The sequence below is a fragment of the Mesorhizobium helmanticense genome (assembly GCF_003034915.1).
GTDB lineage: Bacteria > Pseudomonadota > Alphaproteobacteria > Rhizobiales > Rhizobiaceae > Mesorhizobium > Mesorhizobium helmanticense.
On record NZ_PZJX01000040.1, the window covers coordinates 1 to 17,359 of the forward strand.

A 17,359-nucleotide genomic window follows, 5' to 3' on the forward strand; every position below is an offset into this window, starting at 1 on the left:
GTTTGCACCAACGTTGCCAGTTCCATCAGGCTTATAACCAACGTCTTCGAAGACGTTTCCGATGGCGATCAGTTTCGTAGTGTGCTTTGCGCTGATCAGATTTGCCAGGCCGCGCCGGAACGTGCAGCCGATCACTTCAAGCTTCTTGCATGGCTCGATCCAGCCGGAATTGTCCACCCAAGCCGTTTGCAAACCAGCGTCGTTTTCACTGACGCGCACCCCAACCAACTTTGCGCTTGAAAGGTTGCGCTTTGCGGTCATCGCCGCATGGTTTCGGTACAGGACGCCGCCGATGACTTCAATGAAGCCGCTGGAGGCGCCTGTGTTGTCCCAATTGGGGTAAATTCCCGAGTCTGGTTGACGCTCAATACGGGGGTTGATTAGGAGCCCATTGCGGCAGCCTACGGTGGAAAGGCCGCTGTCGCCGCCCACCGTAGGCACCGTGCCTACGATCGGATCATACCCACCAACACACACGAAATCATGCAGCTCAAATTGGTCCCAGTTGACGAGGGATAGCCCCGTGGCCGACGACGCGCCGACGGTGTAGGAGCCAAGGGAATTGTCGAGTTTCAGCCCATAAGCTTTAAGGCGAGCCGCCTCGGGAGAGGCCGTTCCAGAAGCGTTAGGCCTGAGGTCTAGTAGCGGCGCTGCTAGCCCTGTTGCAGCCTTTAGCGTGCCGCCTGCTTTGTTGAAGATATGCAAAATACCGGCCGCCACCGCGGCCATAGTAACTGAGGAGGAAAACTCATATTCCTCGTCGTGCGTGATCTGTATCTCGCCACCGCCCTTATCGAGCATGAGATAATCAATCATCTGTTTAAGGATGAGATGCGCGTTAGCGGTGCCGGGGAATAGTCCCCATGAGGCGGTCTTGATCGTCCGGGAAGTGATCGCAAAATGCTGGCCAACCGCGTCGGTGATATACGCGGCCCGCGCTGGCGCGGGATCGGCGCGCACATACAGATCATCGCCATCATCGCCGGCCGCAGTGTGCCCGAACGTTCGCACAACATTCGTTGTAGTCGGAACGGTCTCAGCCTCGACGTCGGCGACCGTATCATAGGCTGATGCCGCGCTCTCGAGGTGGGTGCCCCACTCTCTAATTTCGGCTTTATGAGGTTTGTACGGCCCCGAAGATGGGACGCCATCGATAACATAGTCGCGCCAAATTTCGGCCGCGGGTAGAACTGCCATGATTGCTCCAAGCAATAAAAAAAGGACCGCCTAAGCGGTCCTCGGTGAAATCCGGCGTGCCGGTCAGTTAGTGAAATTCAGCCGAAGCTGGCGCCGTCCGAAAACGAACTATTGTCTTCGAATTTGGCTGAAGCCGAAAAGGGATCGATCTTCTCGCCGATCACATCAGGCCATTCATGTAGCCTCGTAGTGGTGGCGCCGTTAGCGTTGATAACGGTCAGGTCGATATGGCCACCGATGCCATGGATAGCGGGCATGTGTGGCGCGGCGGGATTGAGACCAGGCTTGCCGCGCATCGTTTCGAACAGAGCCACACCGCATTTCCCCAAGCCTTCTTCAGCACTCGGCAAGGCGGCAATCTCTTCTGCGGTAAGTGCGTTGCCGCCGCCAAAATCCGGGCCGACGTCATGCAAGATGAAAGGTTCAAATTGCGGATAAACGTCGGCGGTACTGAAGAACGCCAGGAACGGCCCGCGAGTCTCCGAAAGGCCGGCAAGCAGCACCTCGCAAGGTGCCGACGACACCACCCCTTTTTTTGCCTGCTCCAGCAGCGTGTGCGTGCGTTCAATAACGGCGTCGACCGAGTCTTCCGACATCGCCAGAATCGTCTCGGCATAGGCCTCAAATGCCATTGAGCCGCGGCCAGTGACAGCCAACGGAAGGCCTGGCGAGCGCCAGACCTTCTCGCGAATATCGATTAGCGTGCCGTCCGGTAAGTACACCGCACCGTCGCTGAGAAGTTCGACGCTATCGTTATAGGTCATTGCATAGAACGCGCTCACGCCGCCCTCCTCAAATCTAGATTGTTGTCATTGGCTGCGCACAGCCCAAACGGGCCGACAGTGCCAAGCAAGGCACTGCCTCCGCCAGGCGTGCCGCCTATGCCGTCGAACAAAGCGTTTAGGCCGATGTCCGCCAACTTCTCGGCGACCTTCTCAATTGCCCCTGCGAGCGCCTCCGTGGCGCTTTTGCCTGCCCTCAGGTCGGAGATAAATCCACCAAGTACGTCCTTGCCGAAGTCGGAGGATTCCTGGAGCCTCTGAGACAGTTGCTCTTGGCTAGCCTTTAGCTGGTCACCCGCTGTTGAAGCCTTGGCGTAGTTGCTAGCCAGAGCGTCGATCTTTGCCGACAACTCCGGTGTAATTGCTACGCCAGCCGCAGCTGCTTCGTTCAGCAGTTGCTGCTTTATCGACGCCTTTTCGACTGCAAAGCCGTAGTCATCGATCGCTGGATTGAGTTGCGATTGAGCGGCAAATTCCGCGTTGAGCAGATCGATACGCTGCTGAATATCCTGCACGGAGCCAGCGAAGACGCCTTCTGGCGTCATTTTCTGCCTTGACCTGCCAGAGCCGCCACCGCTAGCCCGATTTTTAGCATACGAAATGGCATCGTTGACCGTGGCGCCGCCGCCCAAGATGGTCGGATTGGCCTTGATGGACGCAGCCGAAATCAGTCCAGCCAAAGGCGTACCGCTGGCCGCGGTGAGAACCTTCGCCGCGTCGCCAGCGCCAAGGAAATGCGCCAATTGCAGCGCCGCCTCGTCCACGTGAACGCCGGCAGCCTGCAGGACGCGCGCATTCTCTGACGCGTACGCCTCAATTAGGGATCGGCTGACATTGCCATCCTTCCGCAGCGCCAGGATGGCGCCCCGCGTCATGCCTTCAGCGCGATCAGGGAAATAGCGCTTGAAAAGGTCAAGCCAGGTTGACTCGATGAACTGACCGGCGCCAGTTGCCGACGAGTTAGGATTCTTGGCGCTGTTGTTCCCGCCGCTTTCGGCTTTGATGACATGATCTACGAACCGGTCGACGGCGCCTGTCAGATCTTCGACTGCGCCAGGGATAGAAACAATCGTCTTCTGCTGCGGTGCGCCGACACGGTCGCTTTTCGGTGCGGCTGGACCGAAGTCCAAATCGCCGACGCTGAATCCACCGGTCGGCGGGCCATTGACGGCTGCCGCGTTGATCGCGGCACGCAGCTTTTCAGTTGCAATATCCTGAGGCGACTTGCCTATAATATTGTTCCAGAAACCCTCGAATGATTTCCAAGCGCCGTCGATTGCACCAGGCAGCGCCTCGAATTTCTCGATTAAGTTTTGTACGGTTTTGATGCCCTGAACGACTTCGGTTTTGAAAAGGGAATCCATCTGCATGGCGAGCTTGTCGAACGAGTCATCGACCTCTGCTGCGGCGCGGACCAAGTCATCGGATAGCACGACGCCAGCGGCCTTCGCCGCGGCCCGAACCTTGTCCAAACCGTCCGCGCCATCGCGAAGAAAGTTGACCATATCACCACCGCCGCGACCGAATGCCGTGGTCGCCAGGAACATCTGCTCTGTTTCGGACGATGCGTTTTTGATCAGGTCGGCATAGTCAGAGAGCAATTCTGTTACCGGTCGAATGCTGCCGTCAGCGTTTTTGAGCGCGACGCCGTTCTGATCGAGAATTTTGCTGAAATCGTTGCCTTTGGCGCTGGCCTCGCCGATGGTCTTGGTGAATTTGGCTAGCGAGTCATCCAGGCTATCCGCTTCGACACCGGCAAGTTGCGCGCCATAGCGAAACGCCTCTAGCTCCTCGACGGGCAGGCCAATTTTGTCTGCTGCGTCGGCCAAGTCGCCCAAGCTGCGCACGACTCCCCGCACGGCGGCGGGCAGCGATGTCAGGCCTCCAAGAATCGCGCCGAAACCGAAGCCAGCCAGCAGCGTCTTGCCGATGTTGCCGATCTTTGCCGCAGATGAGGCCATCGTGGTCTCGAGATTGCGCGTCATCTGAGAGCCGCGCTTTTCGATGGCGCCAAGCTGCCTATCAGCAGTGGTCGTTGCCTTCTTGAGCTGACGCTCGAAGTCTCGAATACGTGCCTCTAAATCGACCGATAACTTAGGTGAATCATTTGCCATAAGCTTGTTTCACGCCTTTGCTGATGGCGCGCTTAACGCGGCCTCTAATGCGCTTCTTCGTAAATCTGTAGCCGGGCCAGAAGAATGGATTCGCAGGCATGTCCTGCGTTCCAAATTCCTGCGCCAGCGCATAGTCGTAATCGCCTTGGCCGGCACGAGCCGGCACGGTTGTCGTCTCGCCGCCCGCCGTGATGGTTCGCGTAAGCTCTGCCGTTGCATGCCATTGGATGGACGCCTGCAGCGTTCCATCCTCGCGCGGTGCAAGAAGTCGTTGATAGCGAGCAAGCTCGTCTGCTGACGTATCCAGCGCCACCTTGGCGGCCTTCTTAGCAGCGGCCGGCAGAGCCTTCAGGCGCCGCTCGAAATCGCGTAGACCGTTATTCGCCATCCGCTGACTGCTCAGTAAATGTCGCGTCCGCAGCACTGAGCCCGAAGAGCGCTCCGGCAAGAATCGCCTGCGTGAGGATCGCGTATTGTGCGACTGGATTGGCAGTCAGTGTGCGCCTTACATGCGGTGCGCATCCCTTGAGGTAGCTGTCAATCAAGCCAGTATCGCCTGGCGCCATTCGCCTTAGCGCGCCCGTGAATTGCCGCAGCTCAGCGAGTTTGTCAGCCGACACGCTCGCGAGTGTCAGAACCGATTTAAGGTGTTGGACGGTCCATCTGCCGCCCGTGATGCGCATGAACATTTCAATTGCCGGAATGCCTGCGTAGGCTTCGAAGAGTGGAAGGTCTTGGCGATCGATTTTGAACGTGATTTCGCGACCGCCGAAAGTGGCGGTGACTGAGTCGTGCATGGGGGTTCCTAATGAAAAAGGCCGCCTCGATTGGCGGCCAGATTGGTGTATGGAGTGATGGCTAAATCAAAAGCGGTGCGGGAGATTTTGTTATGGTTTCTGACTCTGACAGCGATACATGGGTCATCACTGACCTAGAGAAGCACCAAGACGTAGCGTTGGAGTACGGGCTGTACATGGCAGAATTTTCGCGAATGGAGTCCCAGTTTTACTGGCTTTTCTCCAAGCTGCTTAACCGTGAGGCCAAGTCGTTCGGCAACGCTCAAGCCATACTTGGCCACATCCAATCCTTCTCCACAAAGCTCGATACCATTTCGAATTATCTTCCTTATGCTCGCTTGGTACCGCTGCAAAAGCGCGAGATTTCTGCCGCCATCGCGTTGGCGCGAAAATCCAATACGTTTCGAAACAGTACGGCCCACGGGCTTTTCTGCCTCAAGGATGGCACATTGCATCTATGGCCATACGCATTCGAAACCACAAGGAAAACGCTCGCACGACCGTTCTCGGCCGCTATTATTGCCGAGGAGCGTCTGGAGAGCCTGAATGTTGTCCTGAGTATGCTTGAGTGTCTTCTGGGTGGTCGCCCGCTTCCAAACGGCGCGATAGAACGGATCGAAGAACACCTTCAAAAAACACCCTCGCGTCAGAAATAGTCACCGGCCAATCGCCGCCGCGCCATTCCATCCAATAGTCAATGGCAGCCTCGACCGTCTCGGGTGTGATCTTGGTTTCATCTGCCGGATCAGCCGTATCGGTGCTCATTTTTTGCCCTATCTAAACCACGTCGCGACCGGATCGTCATCCATCGTCGGCAGGCGGCGATCGTCCTACTTAGATCCGCTCGCCCTTCAGTAGCAGCCCATGCCGCTTCAGGTATTCGGCCTCTGTCTCGTCCTCCAAGAACGGTGACGAAAGCTCAGCGCCGTACCGGCGCTCACCGGCATAAGGCAGTGCATAGGCCCACCATTTTGATGGACGCGTGCCAGCGGGGTTCGTCTTCAGCCATTCCCTAATAGCTCGCTCGCCGTCCTGGCGCCAAAACTCCTCCAACTCTTTCTCGGTTGCGAAGTACTGGAACTCAAGCCATCCGTCACGGCTAGGGTCAGGTTCGGGCGGGATGTCGCCATCACACGCCCAGATAATCCATGCATCGGAAACGGTCTGTTTTCGCTTCGATTTGCGTAGTTTCCTCGGCATCAGTAACCCCTATTGTCGGCTAGAGCAGGCGGTCGTGGTGGCGCGTCGTCATCGCCAAAGTCCAATGCCAGCTCACGCAACAGTCGGGCATATGCAGTCCGAGAGTCGCGCTCGATCGCCACGCACGGATGCGCACGCGGTGAGCCAAAGCGATCGATGAACGTGACGCCCTCCGCGGCAAGCGTCACACGGGCTTGCTCGCCGCGGTCCAGTGCTTCGCAGGCGAGTATCAGCAGTTTGATGTGGTGCTCGTCCAGAGAGTAATCCTCGACTACACCTCGGAAGAACTTCCTTGCCGCTGGCGACAGATGCGTCGGCGGCTTCTGGGCTTTCTCAGCCATCGTTTCACCTATGGAAATCTTGATTCAATGGGGGAGTCCGTTGCGCATACAGTGTGGGATGCGCGGTTAGCGCAAATGCAGATCGGCGCGATGCAAAAGCCCCCCGTGGGGGTGCCTGCAGGTTGACGCTCGTCAGCCAAGGACCGGTCCCGCAAGAAAAGTTTCGCATCCGCAAAACTCGAAATCTGGATCACGCCGCCTGCTTCATCCTGCTGAGGATGCCAATCGTCGTATGGTGTGCGCCGCGGTCGACTATTGAAACCTCGAGAAGTCGGGCCGCTGTCACGATTCGAAGCGGTGTGTCTCCCGTTCGGTCCCATCGCTCCCCTGTCGCCTTGAAGGATATGGACCACGCACGCAACGGCCCATGCCTGGCGGCAAGGAGAAGATCGTTGCCGTCCGGTACGCCATCTGTGTCGACTTCAACCCATAGGCCTCTAGCCGTGGCGCTGAGACGGAAAGCATTGCCAAGCGTAACGAGTGGCCGCGTACGCTCGTGGTTCCTGCACAGCGGCAAGTCATCGGGCCATGTCAGTGAGCCTTGATGAAACACCTCATCGAAGCCAGGGCGCACCGCAGACGGCACGCCCCACTGAAGCGCATAGCCGCATACAGTGCGACTGCCTGGTAGTGGCGGCCTACCGGATTCACTGAACCACACACCCTACTTGCCCACACGTTTGGCCAAATCCGCGGCGAGCCGAGAGCGTAACCTGGCGGCGGGTGATTTGCTGCGGCGTTCTTTGAGAATCTTAGCTACAGCAAAAGCATTTGCGGGCAGCATTTCGGTACGCGTCACGTCATCTCGCCGGATGCGAGTGGGTTTAAGTTCTGCGCTGCTCTCTTCGGATTCTGCCGACTTTACGGCGCGCTCGATAGCGCGCTTCTCACGATACTCAATCATTGGGTTAGTCCTTGTGGGATGGATTTCTTGTCAATCAGTCCGTCGGCAGCAGCGTCCTTAAGCCACACAGCCACACGGTTTTGGCGATCATAGGCGGCACCCAGCATTCGATTAGCCGGAGCAGGCGGCAGTAGGCCGGTCCAGGCGACGTCAGCCGAATCAAGGGCGGTAGTGATTTCGCACAGCGATGCGTTCGCCTCGTGCGCCGCAATGAGCGCATCCGCCAGCTTGCGGACGCGAGCGAGGTAATCGTCCTTGGCGCCTTCACAAATGACTTTGGACGCGGCATGGCGGGCTCGCTGAAGGCGTTCAGTGGCGATATCGAGAGCGGCCCGTGTATCGCGACGTAAGGCGTTGATCTCGGTCAGCCGAGTGCGAATGCCTTCCGAAAGTGGATCGGGTGTTTCGTCAACATCGTCGCCAAGAAGCTCTGCGACCTTTGCGCTGACGCCAGTATGCGGCTTGGCGGCTTTATAGGAGAGCCGAGTCAGCAGTTCAGATTCTTCGCTATCGAGCTTGCTAAGGGCGGCGCGCAAAGTGGCGCACAACTCGGCCAACTTATCGTAGTCCGGTGTTGCGTCGCGAAGATTGAATCGCATTGGCGGAGCGGCCTTTGTGGTCTGCTTTTTGGTGAACATGCGGTTTCCTTTAGAATCTAACAGCGCGTTCGAGGCGCTGGTATCGGTCGATGGTGCGGCGCCGACCCAAGCGAGGCGGCTCCGTGGCAGCAATTGCCTGTGACAATTCAGTGAGTGTTGATGCGCCGAGAATCGAGACGCGCTCGAAGGCCGGGCGTGGTTGGTGGCTGTGCGTGTGGAACGACGCAACCTGCATGCCGTGGTCTTCGGCGCGGTAGCTGAGCACTGCGGCCTGCGCAAACGCATCAACGCGCAATTCGAAGAAGTCGTGCGGCTTATCGAGAAAGCCCGCAAGCGTTTCGACTAGCGTCTCGCCGCCAGAGGTTGGCCGCAGACCGGCATATTCGGCAACCAGAGCCGCGCTTGAGTGAGGCGGCAAGCCACTGAGGATGCTTAGCAACAGTAACGCCACATGGACGCTATCGATCGGCACCGGAACGCCTTGTGTACTCGGCAGCATGCCCGCATGGCGAAGCCAGTGAGCATGTTCTCGTGTCGCGCCATCGGCAATTCGCAGAGTTCTATCGATGAGTTCGCAGGCTTGCCGTGCGCTTGCGGGCATGGCGACTCCTTTCAGAATTTTCGGGATGAATAGGTAAAAACGTTACCCCGCCAGCCAGCAGTTAAGCGGCAGCGGGGTCGATCGACGCACTGCCGGCAGCGGCTATGCGGATGGGAAACTGTCCCGTCGCCAGTGTGCGGCTCCGACGACGGGGATCACGTATGCCGACCGTGGGGCAACGTGCGCGATTGGTTGCCGGCGCTGGAGGGACAGCAGCCGGCGCGCGCACGACGTTGACGAGACGTCGGGCGCAAAAGGGGGGGGCGAAGCGCCCCCAATCACTGTTTCATGCATATACGCCACAACGCGCCACGATCTGGCACGTCATGCTGCGTTTAATGTCTAGGAAGCCCTTACGGACACGGCCAAACCTCACGCAGGGCCAAAACTACCCCAACGCCCATGCTAGCCGACCAATTCTCTGGATGCTTTTGAGCCCAATTGATGAATGCCTGTCGAGAAGCGCCGTAGGACACAGCAGTTGGTGGACAAATCGCGAGATCCTTTAAAGCACTCGACGAAGGGTTAACGTTGAGCGCTACCCCGTTTAGCATCATGACATCAGACGTCGCTCCAACATAGCCAAGGCAATACCACCAGTCTTGAACGGCGGTCGAATTACATTGAGCCAATAGCCTTTGCACGTTTAGATCTTCCGCCACGGCGCTAGGTGAGAACAGTCCTGCTACGATAAACGCTAGTGCAAAGAGCCGTTTCATTTTCCCCTCCGCTTAAGCGCTCCATCGTACCACCTTCAGCGCACGAGCCTGCGATATTTTACTTTCACTGTTGTCGTTCATTGCAACCAACAGCTTGGCAGTATCCAACAATGCTCGTTTTGCTGCACGATCGGCGTACTGCGGGCCATATCCAAGGCGCACGCCAAGAGACTTCAGCGAGCCACCAGCAGCTACTTCATCCAACACCTCGCCAGCCTCACCCTTGGGTCTCTCAGTTGCATCCCAAACGCCTATCGTGCCGGAGTTGGTCCCCTGTTTCGGTCGCGAGATGCCGCCGAAGAAGTAAGCACCCTTCGCCGTGACCGTCGGGCACTTCGTGATCGGCGGTGCCTTCTCCATGGCCGTCGCTAACATGGCGCGAGCCTCCTCGACGCCTGGAAGCGGATCATAGAAAGTGCCGTTGCCGCCTGCACCAGCGGGTGAGCATGCCATGCGCTCCAGCCCGAGCGCATCACCGGGAAGCGGTGTTGCAGGCCGCATCTTCACATAGCCTGCCGGGTTTCGCTTGTTCTTCCCGCTGCCTCTTACGTCGTCCTTCGGCTTGAGCTTCTTGCCTGCCTTGGTCTGTCCCCACTCTTTAAGCGCCCCTCTGTAGAAGGTGAGGTCGCCGAGGAACTGCCATTCATCGTCGCGGTACGTCTTGCCTGCTATGCGCCTATAGCCCTTACCAACGTGGCTCACGCCATCGCGCACGTAGACACGGAAAGCATCGCTTGCAGCCCGCATCAACTCGCCGACGAGCGGCCGAATTTCGCGGTCAAGCTCGTCGGAATTCTCGATGACGGCAGGCTTCATATCCACAAGAGCGCGAGCCACAACCTGGACAGAGTCAGCGTCGTTTTTCTTAAGCCAGTTCAAAAGCGGAAGAGTTCCACGATATCGTGCGTTGTCGTTTTTCATGGGTGGTCATCCCAACAGGAGGAACCGGCCAGGCCGGTAGTCAGTCACCGCAAAGCGCGGCAGGGTGGTTTGATTAAATTAATCAAAAACCGGAATTAAATGTCCGAATGAGATGGCATCGGGTGGGCCAGAATCGGGCCTGGCTGGAGAATTGGACGCCCCTAGGCCGCCTCTTGCTCGAGACGCCGATTGTCGTTGTCCGGCTTCCTGTCCGGTCTGATTTGATAGAACTCACGCCAAGTAATCCGGCGAACCTGGACTGTGCCGCCGTCGATGGCGGTTGTGCGCGATGTGTTCATGGTGTCTCGGGGATGGCGCTCGAGGCGCGGTTCCGGCGTGGCCGGTCTTCAGCATCGCCAACGCGGCGAAGGTCGTTGTCAGTGGCAGTATCTAGCGAGAAATCGGTCTGTAAACGGTGATGTATTGTTGAGAGGGGATTTATTCCAGTGCGTCTCCGTGTTGCACCAGAAATCTGTTCCTGATCCGTTCTTGTGTTTGGCATTAGTTCATGCTAGATGTGGTGTCGTAAAGGCAACAGAGGACAAGATATGGCGGACGTTCAAGTGAGTTGCATCAACAAGCAAGATCGCAACAGCAGCCATGAGGGCATCACTCATCTTGGAAATCCAGCGGGAGGCTGGAAGTGGACAAGGGCTCAGGTGATTGCCTCCATCGAAAACAAATCGAACACCTTCTTTACATTGGTTCAAGGCAACCGCGGCAATATCGGTGTGGTAGACGGGCCAAACGGAAAATACGTGCGGACGTATGCCGATGGGAAATGGAACGACAATCTGCTCTCGCTTCCAGAGTGTCAGTAGCCAAACCTCACCTGTTCAGGCCCCGTTCAGATTGGCGCATGTATTTTGCTGATGCTCGAAAGGGCTGCGGGGCCGGGCCGGGTGGATAGTTGGTTGGGGTAGCTGTCCGACCGGCCCGCTTTCGCAACTTCGCGTATCTGCGGAACTTCCGTAGATACCGTGCGCTTCATGCGCCGAGCCTCTTGTTTTTCACGCGGTCGTAAATTTCCACGCGCGTGCCGTTGATGTCCGTCACGAGGCATATGAGCTTCGGTCGTATGTGCGGGTCGCTCATGTCGATTCCGACTACTTTCACAAGCTTGCCGGTATCGGGTGCGATCGCGTCGAATTGGGTGGTTAAAGGGATCACTTCTTGTTCCATTTCGTGGGTGTTCTCCTCTGGTTGAATCTCGTCGTTGTTACGTTGTGATTATGCTTTTGCCCGCCGCCCTACGGCCCTGATAAGGGGTAAATAACCGGATTCAGAAGCATGTTCACAACGTAACAACGACAAAAAATATATATAATATCATATTGATATTACTTAGTTATTTCCGTTGTGATGTCGTCACAACGGATAACAACGGTAACAACGAAACTGCCAATCTCGTTGTTACGTTTTTGTGCCGTTGTTAAGTCGTCACAACGGGATTCAGGCGGAATTTCGAACCGCGCCCAGGCTTTGCTCGGCTGGCTATGTCGGTGATTTCTCCCGACTCCAGTAGCCAGTGCAAAGCCCCTTCCAATTCCCGCATATCAGCCCCGGAGACGCCTTTCCGCTGCATCAGGTGTGCGAATGCCAACGTCTCGCCCGGAGCGGCTCGCAACGCCTCAATGATCGCCTTCCGCAATGCTTCTGCCGGCGATGCCGACATGTGGCGGGAGACGCCTTCCGTTATGAGCAGAATTGACTGGTGCACGATCGCCCACGCCCACCCGACGTCATCGACATTGAGCGATGGTGCTGCAGGCTCTCGCGAAATGGCGCGGATGGTGGCGAGCCGAATAGTGTTTTCAGCCGCGCGGCCATTGATATTCCGCTGCACCTCCGACCATGCGGCATGATGCTGCCACATGAACACTTCCGCCCACCGCTTATAGGCATCGCCTTCCTCGCCACCGTCGAACGGGATGGTGACTTTCCCTGTTCCCGCAAAGCCAGCTTTTGGGAATACCGTGACTGCGCAGCGCAATGCCTCAATCAAAGCAGTCGGTGGCTTTGCATCACGGTGTAACCGCGGAGGCGATGGGGGGCCGGCAGGCGCCGTCGCAGTTATGAAGAGAAAGCGATTGAGAAAACCGTCCGATATCGATGCCTCGGACAGCCCCTGGTATAGTGTGTCGCCTGTCGTCATTCCAAGCACGGTCAGTGCCGGACCTTGGATCGGGCCGTCATCTTTTTTCGTATCAGACGATGCGTATATCCGACCGTCAAATGATGAGTTTGCCTGATCGTAAACAGCAAGCAGGAATTTCCGGATGCTGGCCGCTACGGAATTTCTGTGCTTGGCGTTGACGTCCTGCAGCGTGATGCCAAACTCGTCCATGACGATGACGGTTGACGTATTTTTCCGAAGCATTCGTTCAATCGCGGCGTAAGAGGTTGGATCTCCGTTGGTCACTGCGCCAATGCCTCCCACCGCATCGGCAAGACCACGGATAGCCTTAGGCGGGTGACCCTTGCCTCCTGCCGTTGCAAGCAGAGTGGTGAGGTAGACGTTGATGCCGGCCGATGTCGGGCCGAGGCATTTCTTGCCGAACAAACCCGCGATCAATGCAATGGAAGAAACAAGAGAAAGCTCCGGCGATGCAATGATTGCAGTCGACGTGATCCACTTCGACATATCGCAAAGTAATCCACCAGCCGCATCGGGGCGGAACGGCTCCGGGTGCATTGTTGGCGCTGGAACCGATGGCAGATTGTCATTGGCCGCCTTTATTGCGATCGACTTGCCGTCCTTGAATCGAACCGACAGGACATTGCCCAACGTCGTCACATACTCGAGGACGGAATACTCTCCATTCTCCTCTACGAACCGCCCGCCGAACCGCTGGTGCCAAGCAAGGGCCGCCTCTCTGTTAATTTCTGTCTTAGGTTGAGCGGTGGTCATGCGGCTTCTGCTCCTTGAGCGCGGCCAGGGCAACGCGGGCGATTTCTTCAACGAGATTTGGCGAGAATGTTGCGCAGCGGCGGCCCATCGCATTCGGCGCGTAAACCGCATAGCCGCCTGCGCTGCGTTCGGTTAGGCGAAGGCCGAATAGGCGAAGTTCGTCAGTGAGGGCAACGTCGAAGCGCGCGACGACGTTGCCGTTGCCTGGCGGCTCCGGTTGAATTGACAAAATGTGCAAGTTGATGGTTCCCGGTTTGGAAGTTGCCGCGGTTGGATCCGCGGTGGGTTTTTATAGAGAGACGCGCCCGCGGCACTTGCCGGCAGGGTTACAATCGACGCTTGGCCGCGGGCGATATCAAGTCGCTACTGGCGACTTGACGCAGTTCACTCTCGAGCGATGCGAAGTGCGCCCTCGGTCAGCTCAATAAATTCGCCTAGAAAGGCTAAGCCTACCCTGCCCTGTGCTGCCACGTCAGGATCCGGGTCGGAGACTGGAAATTCCTCTTGAAATAGCTGAAGGCCTGTTGCGAACTTCTCGTGATTGAAGTCCGGAACGTCTTTAATCAAGCGGATTAGAAGGTGTTGAAGAAAGGCCTTTTCGGTGGCCTTCCAAATCATAAACATTTCCGCGACCGTCTCGGCGTTCATGCTGCCGCCCTCCCGTTGATGCACCCATCAATCCAAGCCTCTACCTCTTGCCGCACATAGGCGATGCGACGCTCGCCAAGTTGGACAGGTTTGGGGAACTTCCCTTCTGCCGCCATTAGCGACAGAAGCGGACGTGATAGGCTGGTTGCGATGGCTGCGTCTTTCGGCGCCATGAGGCGAGGCTGATTGTCGTTCGAATGGTCCATGGTTCTCCCCTATTCCTGCGCCATAGAGCGAGGAAAATTGCGCACGCCGAAGCGCGCTCCAAAAGCAAAAAATTGATGAGGGGTTCGGGTCGCCGTTAATTTAGGCGAGGCAAGCGAGTCGCGGTGACAAGCACCGACTTGCTTCACTAATAGACGTTTTCGCCAGTTTTGTCAATATAGAAAATGAGGTTACTGGCCGCTAGCGCAGTATTTCGACCAGTCTTCCATCAGGGTGCGTCTTTTTTGCAACGCATCTGAGCGGCGGTAAGCAGCCTCAGTCTTGTCCTTCAGCGTGTGCGCAAGCGCTGCTTCGGCCACGTCGCGCGAATGAGTCGTCTCGTCACCGCACCAATCTCTGAAGCTCGACCGCAAACCGTGCAGCGTGGAGTCGTCGCCGGTTGCCTTTCGAAGCGCCTTCACCATCGCGGTATCGCTAATCGGGAACACCGCGTCTGTGGTAGCCAGCTCCCCCATTGCCTTGACGATCTCGATTGCGCGGCCGGTAAGCGGGACGCGGTGTTCTTTTCCCGCCTTCATGCGGTCGGGCGGAATGGTCCAAAGGCCATCTTCCAGATCGAATTCGTTGAAGGTGGCGCCACGCACCTCGCCACTGCGGGCGGCCGTCAAGCAGGTGAACTCGACGGCCCGAGCTGATATGCCAGCAGCGGCGCGGAGAGCCTTTATTGCGGCTGGTATCTCTTTGTACCCAAGCGCGGCATGGTGGCCGCGTGTGAGCCTCTGGCGAGGCGGCAGCAGATCCTTCAACCCACCGCGCCAATCGGCAGGGTTGTCACCGACATATAGCCCTCTCGCTTTGGCGTGATCCATGACAGCAGCGATCCGCATTCTGAGCCGATCGGCCGTTTCCGGTATGGTCGACCAGATGGGCTTCAGGGTCTCAACCACGTCGTCTCGCGTGATATCGGCAATTGGCTTTTTGTGCAGGTGTTTGGCGTACTCACGGAGCGTCATCGTCCATTGAGCCTTATGCTTCTCATTCCTGAAGCCAGACTCTTTTACGGTGATCACGTCATCCATCACGTCGGCGAAAGTCTTCTTTGCGGAAAGCTCATCGCCGCGGGCAAGCCGTTGGCGGACTGCTTCAGCCTTCTCTCGCGCCAGGGCAAGCGACACAGGCGCCGTGCCTTGACCATACCCACCCAGGCCAAGCTCTGTCCTCTTGCCCGATCGCTTGTAGATGAAAAACCACTGCCGCGACCCCTCTTTCCGAACTCGCAGAAAGAGGCCGTCGCCATCCGAATGGATACCGGCTGGCAAGGTTCGAATCCTTGTTTCGGAAAGCTTATGCTTGGCCATACCGATTCCCGTTGCCATAACCGAGATATGGAAAATAGGGAAAATACGGCAAATAACAATGTCAAAGCGCTAGTAATTTCAATATCTTACAGAAAAAGGCGGACGCTCTCTCCGCCAATTGCTTCGGCAAGTTGCTGAATCGATCATAAATTTTATGGCGAGCAGTAGTTGACCACTTTTTGCCCCACATAATTGTGGGGATTTAAATAGCTGTCACAGGCTTTCCCGGACGCTATCTGCAATCGAACGGCTTTGCGCCTGATGTCGGCCGTAGAGGTAAAATCTATCGCTTCTGAAAGCAGACACCGCCACCGATCAAGCTGGTAATCATGGTTGCGCCGGTCATTTCAATATTTGTAATTGAGTAGCAGTTTGCCAGAAACGGAGCGCTGGCCGCGAAACATGACCGTCGAGTTCCAGCCAAAATGCGACGTCAACCTATGTGCGAAGTACCCAGCGCGTACTATCTGAATAGAGACTAATCAAGGAAAGTGGCGGGGTATCGATTCGCCAGTATGAAGTCAGCGGCGCCGCCAGTATATGTATCATGGCTGTTCGCACCACCGCCGGGTGGGTAACCGCTATCAGTTGCCCGCCTGCCGTCCGCATCGAATCCAGGAACCTTGCGGTTCGGGTGGCCACTTCCGTTAGCGGTTCACCTCCTCCGGGCCTATAGGCCGGATCGGCTCGCCATGCGGCAAGCGAACCGGGCTGAACGGCTTCAACCTCGTCCGGCATCTTGCCCTCCCATACGCCATAATTCTGGTCTCGCAAGCTGTGGTGAACCGCTGCGCATAGCCCCATTAAATGAGCTGTTTGCTGGGCGCGAAGCGATGGAGCTACCAACACGCGATTTGCCTTGGGAACATGCTGTGCAAGTAAGCGCGCCAACTCGATCGATCGCTTTTCCAGTGGTTCGTCGAGCGGAAATCCCGCCTTGCGCATTCTGTGCGTGATGCCGCTGCAAACCAGCGTCAAGCGTGTTGCTCTCATACCGCGCGCGTCCGCGTTTCGGATAGCTGCCTTCGCCACCAAAGGCTGCAGCCACCAACCTAACGGGTAATGATCGTCTTCCTCACCGCCGCAGCGACGGAATATTTCGGGTCCACGAAGTTTCCCAGTCGCACTATGCCGCATTGGCTGAGCAGCATGTATGCGTCCCACTTGTCGAAACCGAACTCTGCGACCATCCAGCGGATCAATTCGCGGTAAGCGATGCGTGTTGCATCCTCAAGGGGTCTGGCACTGCCGATCGCCATGATGAGATCGGCGGTCTCGAGCCGAGGCCAATCGATTGTCCAGCCCTTGATCAAGTCAACACGGATGGTGACGGTCGCCGAATACTCGACCGCTACACCGCAAACCTCGCCGTCGCCCTGGCAGGCATGCGCATCACCTATAAACACGCGCGCGCCGGGCGAGCGGACGGGCAGGTAGGTCACGCTACCAGGTCCCATGTCCGGCAGGTCCATGTTGCCGCCATGGTTGTCGGGCGTCAGCGAATTGATGGAATCGATCTCTGGCGAGCAACTCAGTGTCCCGATATGGGGCTTGTAAGGAAGCGTGACCCGGTCGCTCCAGTAGACGTTTTCCTCGTCGAGATTGATCTTGCGGACCACTTCGGGCAGCGGCTCGTTGAGCATGGCGGTATAGGCCGTACCGGTCAGTCCACCGAATTCCTCAATCATGCAACAGGTGCCGCGCGGGTTCTGGCCGCGCGGCACCATCGACTCGATATAGACCGCAACCGTGTCGCCCTTCTGTGCCCCTTCGACCATGATCGGCCCGTTCTGAGGATTGAGAAACGGCATTCGCAAGAGCTGCGAAGGCTTGTCGGTTTCGTGCTGAATGGCGCCCTCGAAGGCGTCCCTGGTTTCGACGACGATCCTGTCGCCGGGTGACACGGTGAGGACGGGCTCCGAATAGGGGCCCATTGTATAGTGAAAGGTCCCTTGTCGCTCCTCCGTCAGATGATGCGTTTGGCGAGCCGAACCACCGCCAACCCCGCGCGTGGCCATGATCGAGTCCGCCACCCATCGATGCGTGAAAGGGATTGCGGGGTCGAACTTACTCATCTGTGTTCCTCCAAAAATTAAAACGCC

Annotated in this window: 21 protein-coding genes and 1 pseudogene; 2 read left to right on the top strand and 20 right to left on the bottom strand. The window is 57.3% G+C overall.

The window, feature by feature from the left end; all coding sequences use genetic code 11:
* The 5 genes and pseudogenes from C9427_RS21365 to C9427_RS21385 form a co-directional block, all read right to left on the bottom strand.
* A pseudogene (locus C9427_RS21365) lies at positions 1-1,197 on the bottom strand (hypothetical protein); the annotation flags it as partial.
* A 77-nt stretch (positions 1,198-1,274) separates the two neighbouring features.
* Positions 1,275-1,979 (bottom strand): M15 family metallopeptidase domain-containing protein, encoded by a 705-nt coding sequence (locus tag C9427_RS21370; protein WP_107651092.1) that lies wholly within the window; start codon positions 1,977-1,979, stop codon positions 1,275-1,277.
* The gene (locus tag C9427_RS21375; RefSeq protein WP_146172571.1) at positions 1,976-4,093 is read right to left on the bottom strand and encodes a lytic transglycosylase domain-containing protein; all 2,118 of its coding nucleotides are present in this window, start codon (positions 4,091-4,093) and stop codon (positions 1,976-1,978) included. Before C9427_RS21375 ends, C9427_RS21370 begins: the two co-directional genes overlap by 4 nt.
* Complete coding sequence (locus tag C9427_RS21380; RefSeq protein WP_107651094.1) at positions 4,083-4,481, bottom strand: HK97-gp10 family putative phage morphogenesis protein; 399 nt, start codon at positions 4,479-4,481, stop codon at positions 4,083-4,085. Before C9427_RS21380 ends, C9427_RS21375 begins: the two co-directional genes overlap by 11 nt.
* Positions 4,471-4,890, bottom strand: a complete 420-nt coding sequence (locus C9427_RS21385) for a hypothetical protein (RefSeq protein WP_107651095.1) — start codon at positions 4,888-4,890, stop codon at positions 4,471-4,473. Before C9427_RS21385 ends, C9427_RS21380 begins: the two co-directional genes overlap by 11 nt.
* Positions 4,891-4,982: 92 nt before the next feature.
* Between C9427_RS21385 and C9427_RS21390 the strand changes: the two genes are divergently transcribed.
* Positions 4,983-5,546 carry a hypothetical protein gene (locus tag C9427_RS21390; RefSeq protein WP_107651096.1) on the top strand — a complete coding sequence of 188 codons (564 nt, stop codon included), beginning with the start codon at positions 4,983-4,985 and terminating at the stop codon, positions 5,544-5,546.
* A 178-nt stretch (positions 5,547-5,724) separates the two neighbouring features.
* Here C9427_RS21390 and C9427_RS34430 read toward each other — a convergent pair whose 3' ends face one another.
* The 8 genes from C9427_RS34430 to C9427_RS21420 all read right to left on the bottom strand — a co-directional run bounded on the left by C9427_RS34430 (position 5,725) and on the right by C9427_RS21420 (position 10,175).
* A complete protein-coding gene (locus C9427_RS34430; RefSeq protein ID WP_208636397.1) occupies positions 5,725-6,090 on the bottom strand; it encodes a hypothetical protein in 366 nt (121 codons plus the stop codon).
* The gene (locus C9427_RS21400; protein ID WP_107651097.1) at positions 6,090-6,431 is read right to left on the bottom strand and encodes a hypothetical protein; all 342 of its coding nucleotides are present in this window, start codon (positions 6,429-6,431) and stop codon (positions 6,090-6,092) included. The genes C9427_RS34430 and C9427_RS21400 overlap by 1 nt, the downstream gene beginning before the upstream one ends.
* A gap of 190 nt (positions 6,432-6,621) precedes the next feature.
* Positions 6,622-7,092: an HK97 family phage prohead protease gene (locus C9427_RS35415; RefSeq protein WP_107651098.1), complete on the bottom strand. Its 471-nt coding sequence runs from the start codon at positions 7,090-7,092 to the stop codon at positions 6,622-6,624.
* A 3-nt stretch (positions 7,093-7,095) separates the two neighbouring features.
* Positions 7,096-7,335, bottom strand: coding sequence for a hypothetical protein (locus C9427_RS33850; protein WP_146172572.1), 240 nt, complete (start codon positions 7,333-7,335; stop codon positions 7,096-7,098).
* Entirely contained in the window at positions 7,332-7,973 is a 642-nt protein-coding gene (locus tag C9427_RS21410; RefSeq protein WP_107651099.1) for a hypothetical protein, read from the bottom strand. The genes C9427_RS33850 and C9427_RS21410 overlap by 4 nt, the downstream gene beginning before the upstream one ends.
* A 10-nt stretch (positions 7,974-7,983) precedes the next feature.
* Positions 7,984-8,535 carry a hypothetical protein gene (locus C9427_RS21415; protein WP_146172573.1) on the bottom strand — a complete coding sequence of 184 codons (552 nt, stop codon included), beginning with the start codon at positions 8,533-8,535 and terminating at the stop codon, positions 7,984-7,986.
* Positions 8,536-8,888: 353 nt separating this feature from the next.
* Entirely contained in the window at positions 8,889-9,254 is a 366-nt protein-coding gene (locus tag C9427_RS35420) for a Rap1a/Tai family immunity protein (protein ID WP_425351671.1), read from the bottom strand.
* A gap of 12 nt (positions 9,255-9,266) precedes the next feature.
* Entirely contained in the window at positions 9,267-10,175 is a 909-nt protein-coding gene (locus C9427_RS21420) for a hypothetical protein (protein WP_146172574.1), read from the bottom strand.
* 548 nt (positions 10,176-10,723) lie between these two features.
* Here C9427_RS21420 and C9427_RS21425 point away from each other — a divergent pair.
* A complete protein-coding gene (locus tag C9427_RS21425; RefSeq protein WP_107651102.1) occupies positions 10,724-10,996 on the top strand; it encodes a DUF3892 domain-containing protein in 273 nt (90 codons plus the stop codon).
* A 166-nt stretch (positions 10,997-11,162) separates the two neighbouring features.
* Here C9427_RS21425 and C9427_RS21430 read toward each other — a convergent pair whose 3' ends face one another.
* From C9427_RS21430 to C9427_RS21460, 7 genes are all read right to left on the bottom strand, one after another.
* Positions 11,163-11,357 (bottom strand): hypothetical protein, encoded by a 195-nt coding sequence (locus C9427_RS21430; RefSeq protein WP_107651103.1) that lies wholly within the window; start codon positions 11,355-11,357, stop codon positions 11,163-11,165.
* Between the two features lie 250 nt (positions 11,358-11,607).
* The gene (locus C9427_RS21435; RefSeq protein ID WP_167434432.1) at positions 11,608-13,086 is read right to left on the bottom strand and encodes a DUF3987 domain-containing protein; all 1,479 of its coding nucleotides are present in this window, start codon (positions 13,084-13,086) and stop codon (positions 11,608-11,610) included.
* A 384-nt stretch (positions 13,087-13,470) separates the two neighbouring features.
* Entirely contained in the window at positions 13,471-13,734 is a 264-nt protein-coding gene (locus tag C9427_RS21440) for a hypothetical protein (protein ID WP_107651105.1), read from the bottom strand.
* The gene (locus C9427_RS35260) at positions 13,731-13,940 is read right to left on the bottom strand and encodes a helix-turn-helix transcriptional regulator (RefSeq protein ID WP_107651106.1); all 210 of its coding nucleotides are present in this window, start codon (positions 13,938-13,940) and stop codon (positions 13,731-13,733) included. The genes C9427_RS21440 and C9427_RS35260 overlap by 4 nt, the downstream gene beginning before the upstream one ends.
* A 189-nt stretch (positions 13,941-14,129) precedes the next feature.
* Positions 14,130-15,257 (bottom strand): tyrosine-type recombinase/integrase, encoded by a 1,128-nt coding sequence (locus C9427_RS21450; RefSeq protein ID WP_107651250.1) that lies wholly within the window; start codon positions 15,255-15,257, stop codon positions 14,130-14,132.
* 438 nt (positions 15,258-15,695) lie between these two features.
* Positions 15,696-16,394, bottom strand: a complete 699-nt coding sequence (locus C9427_RS35425; RefSeq protein ID WP_107651107.1) for a histidine phosphatase family protein — start codon at positions 16,392-16,394, stop codon at positions 15,696-15,698.
* Positions 16,310-17,332, bottom strand: a complete 1,023-nt coding sequence (locus C9427_RS21460; protein ID WP_208636398.1) for an acetamidase/formamidase family protein — start codon at positions 17,330-17,332, stop codon at positions 16,310-16,312. Before C9427_RS21460 ends, C9427_RS35425 begins: the two co-directional genes overlap by 85 nt.
* Positions 17,333-17,359 lie beyond the last annotated feature (27 nt).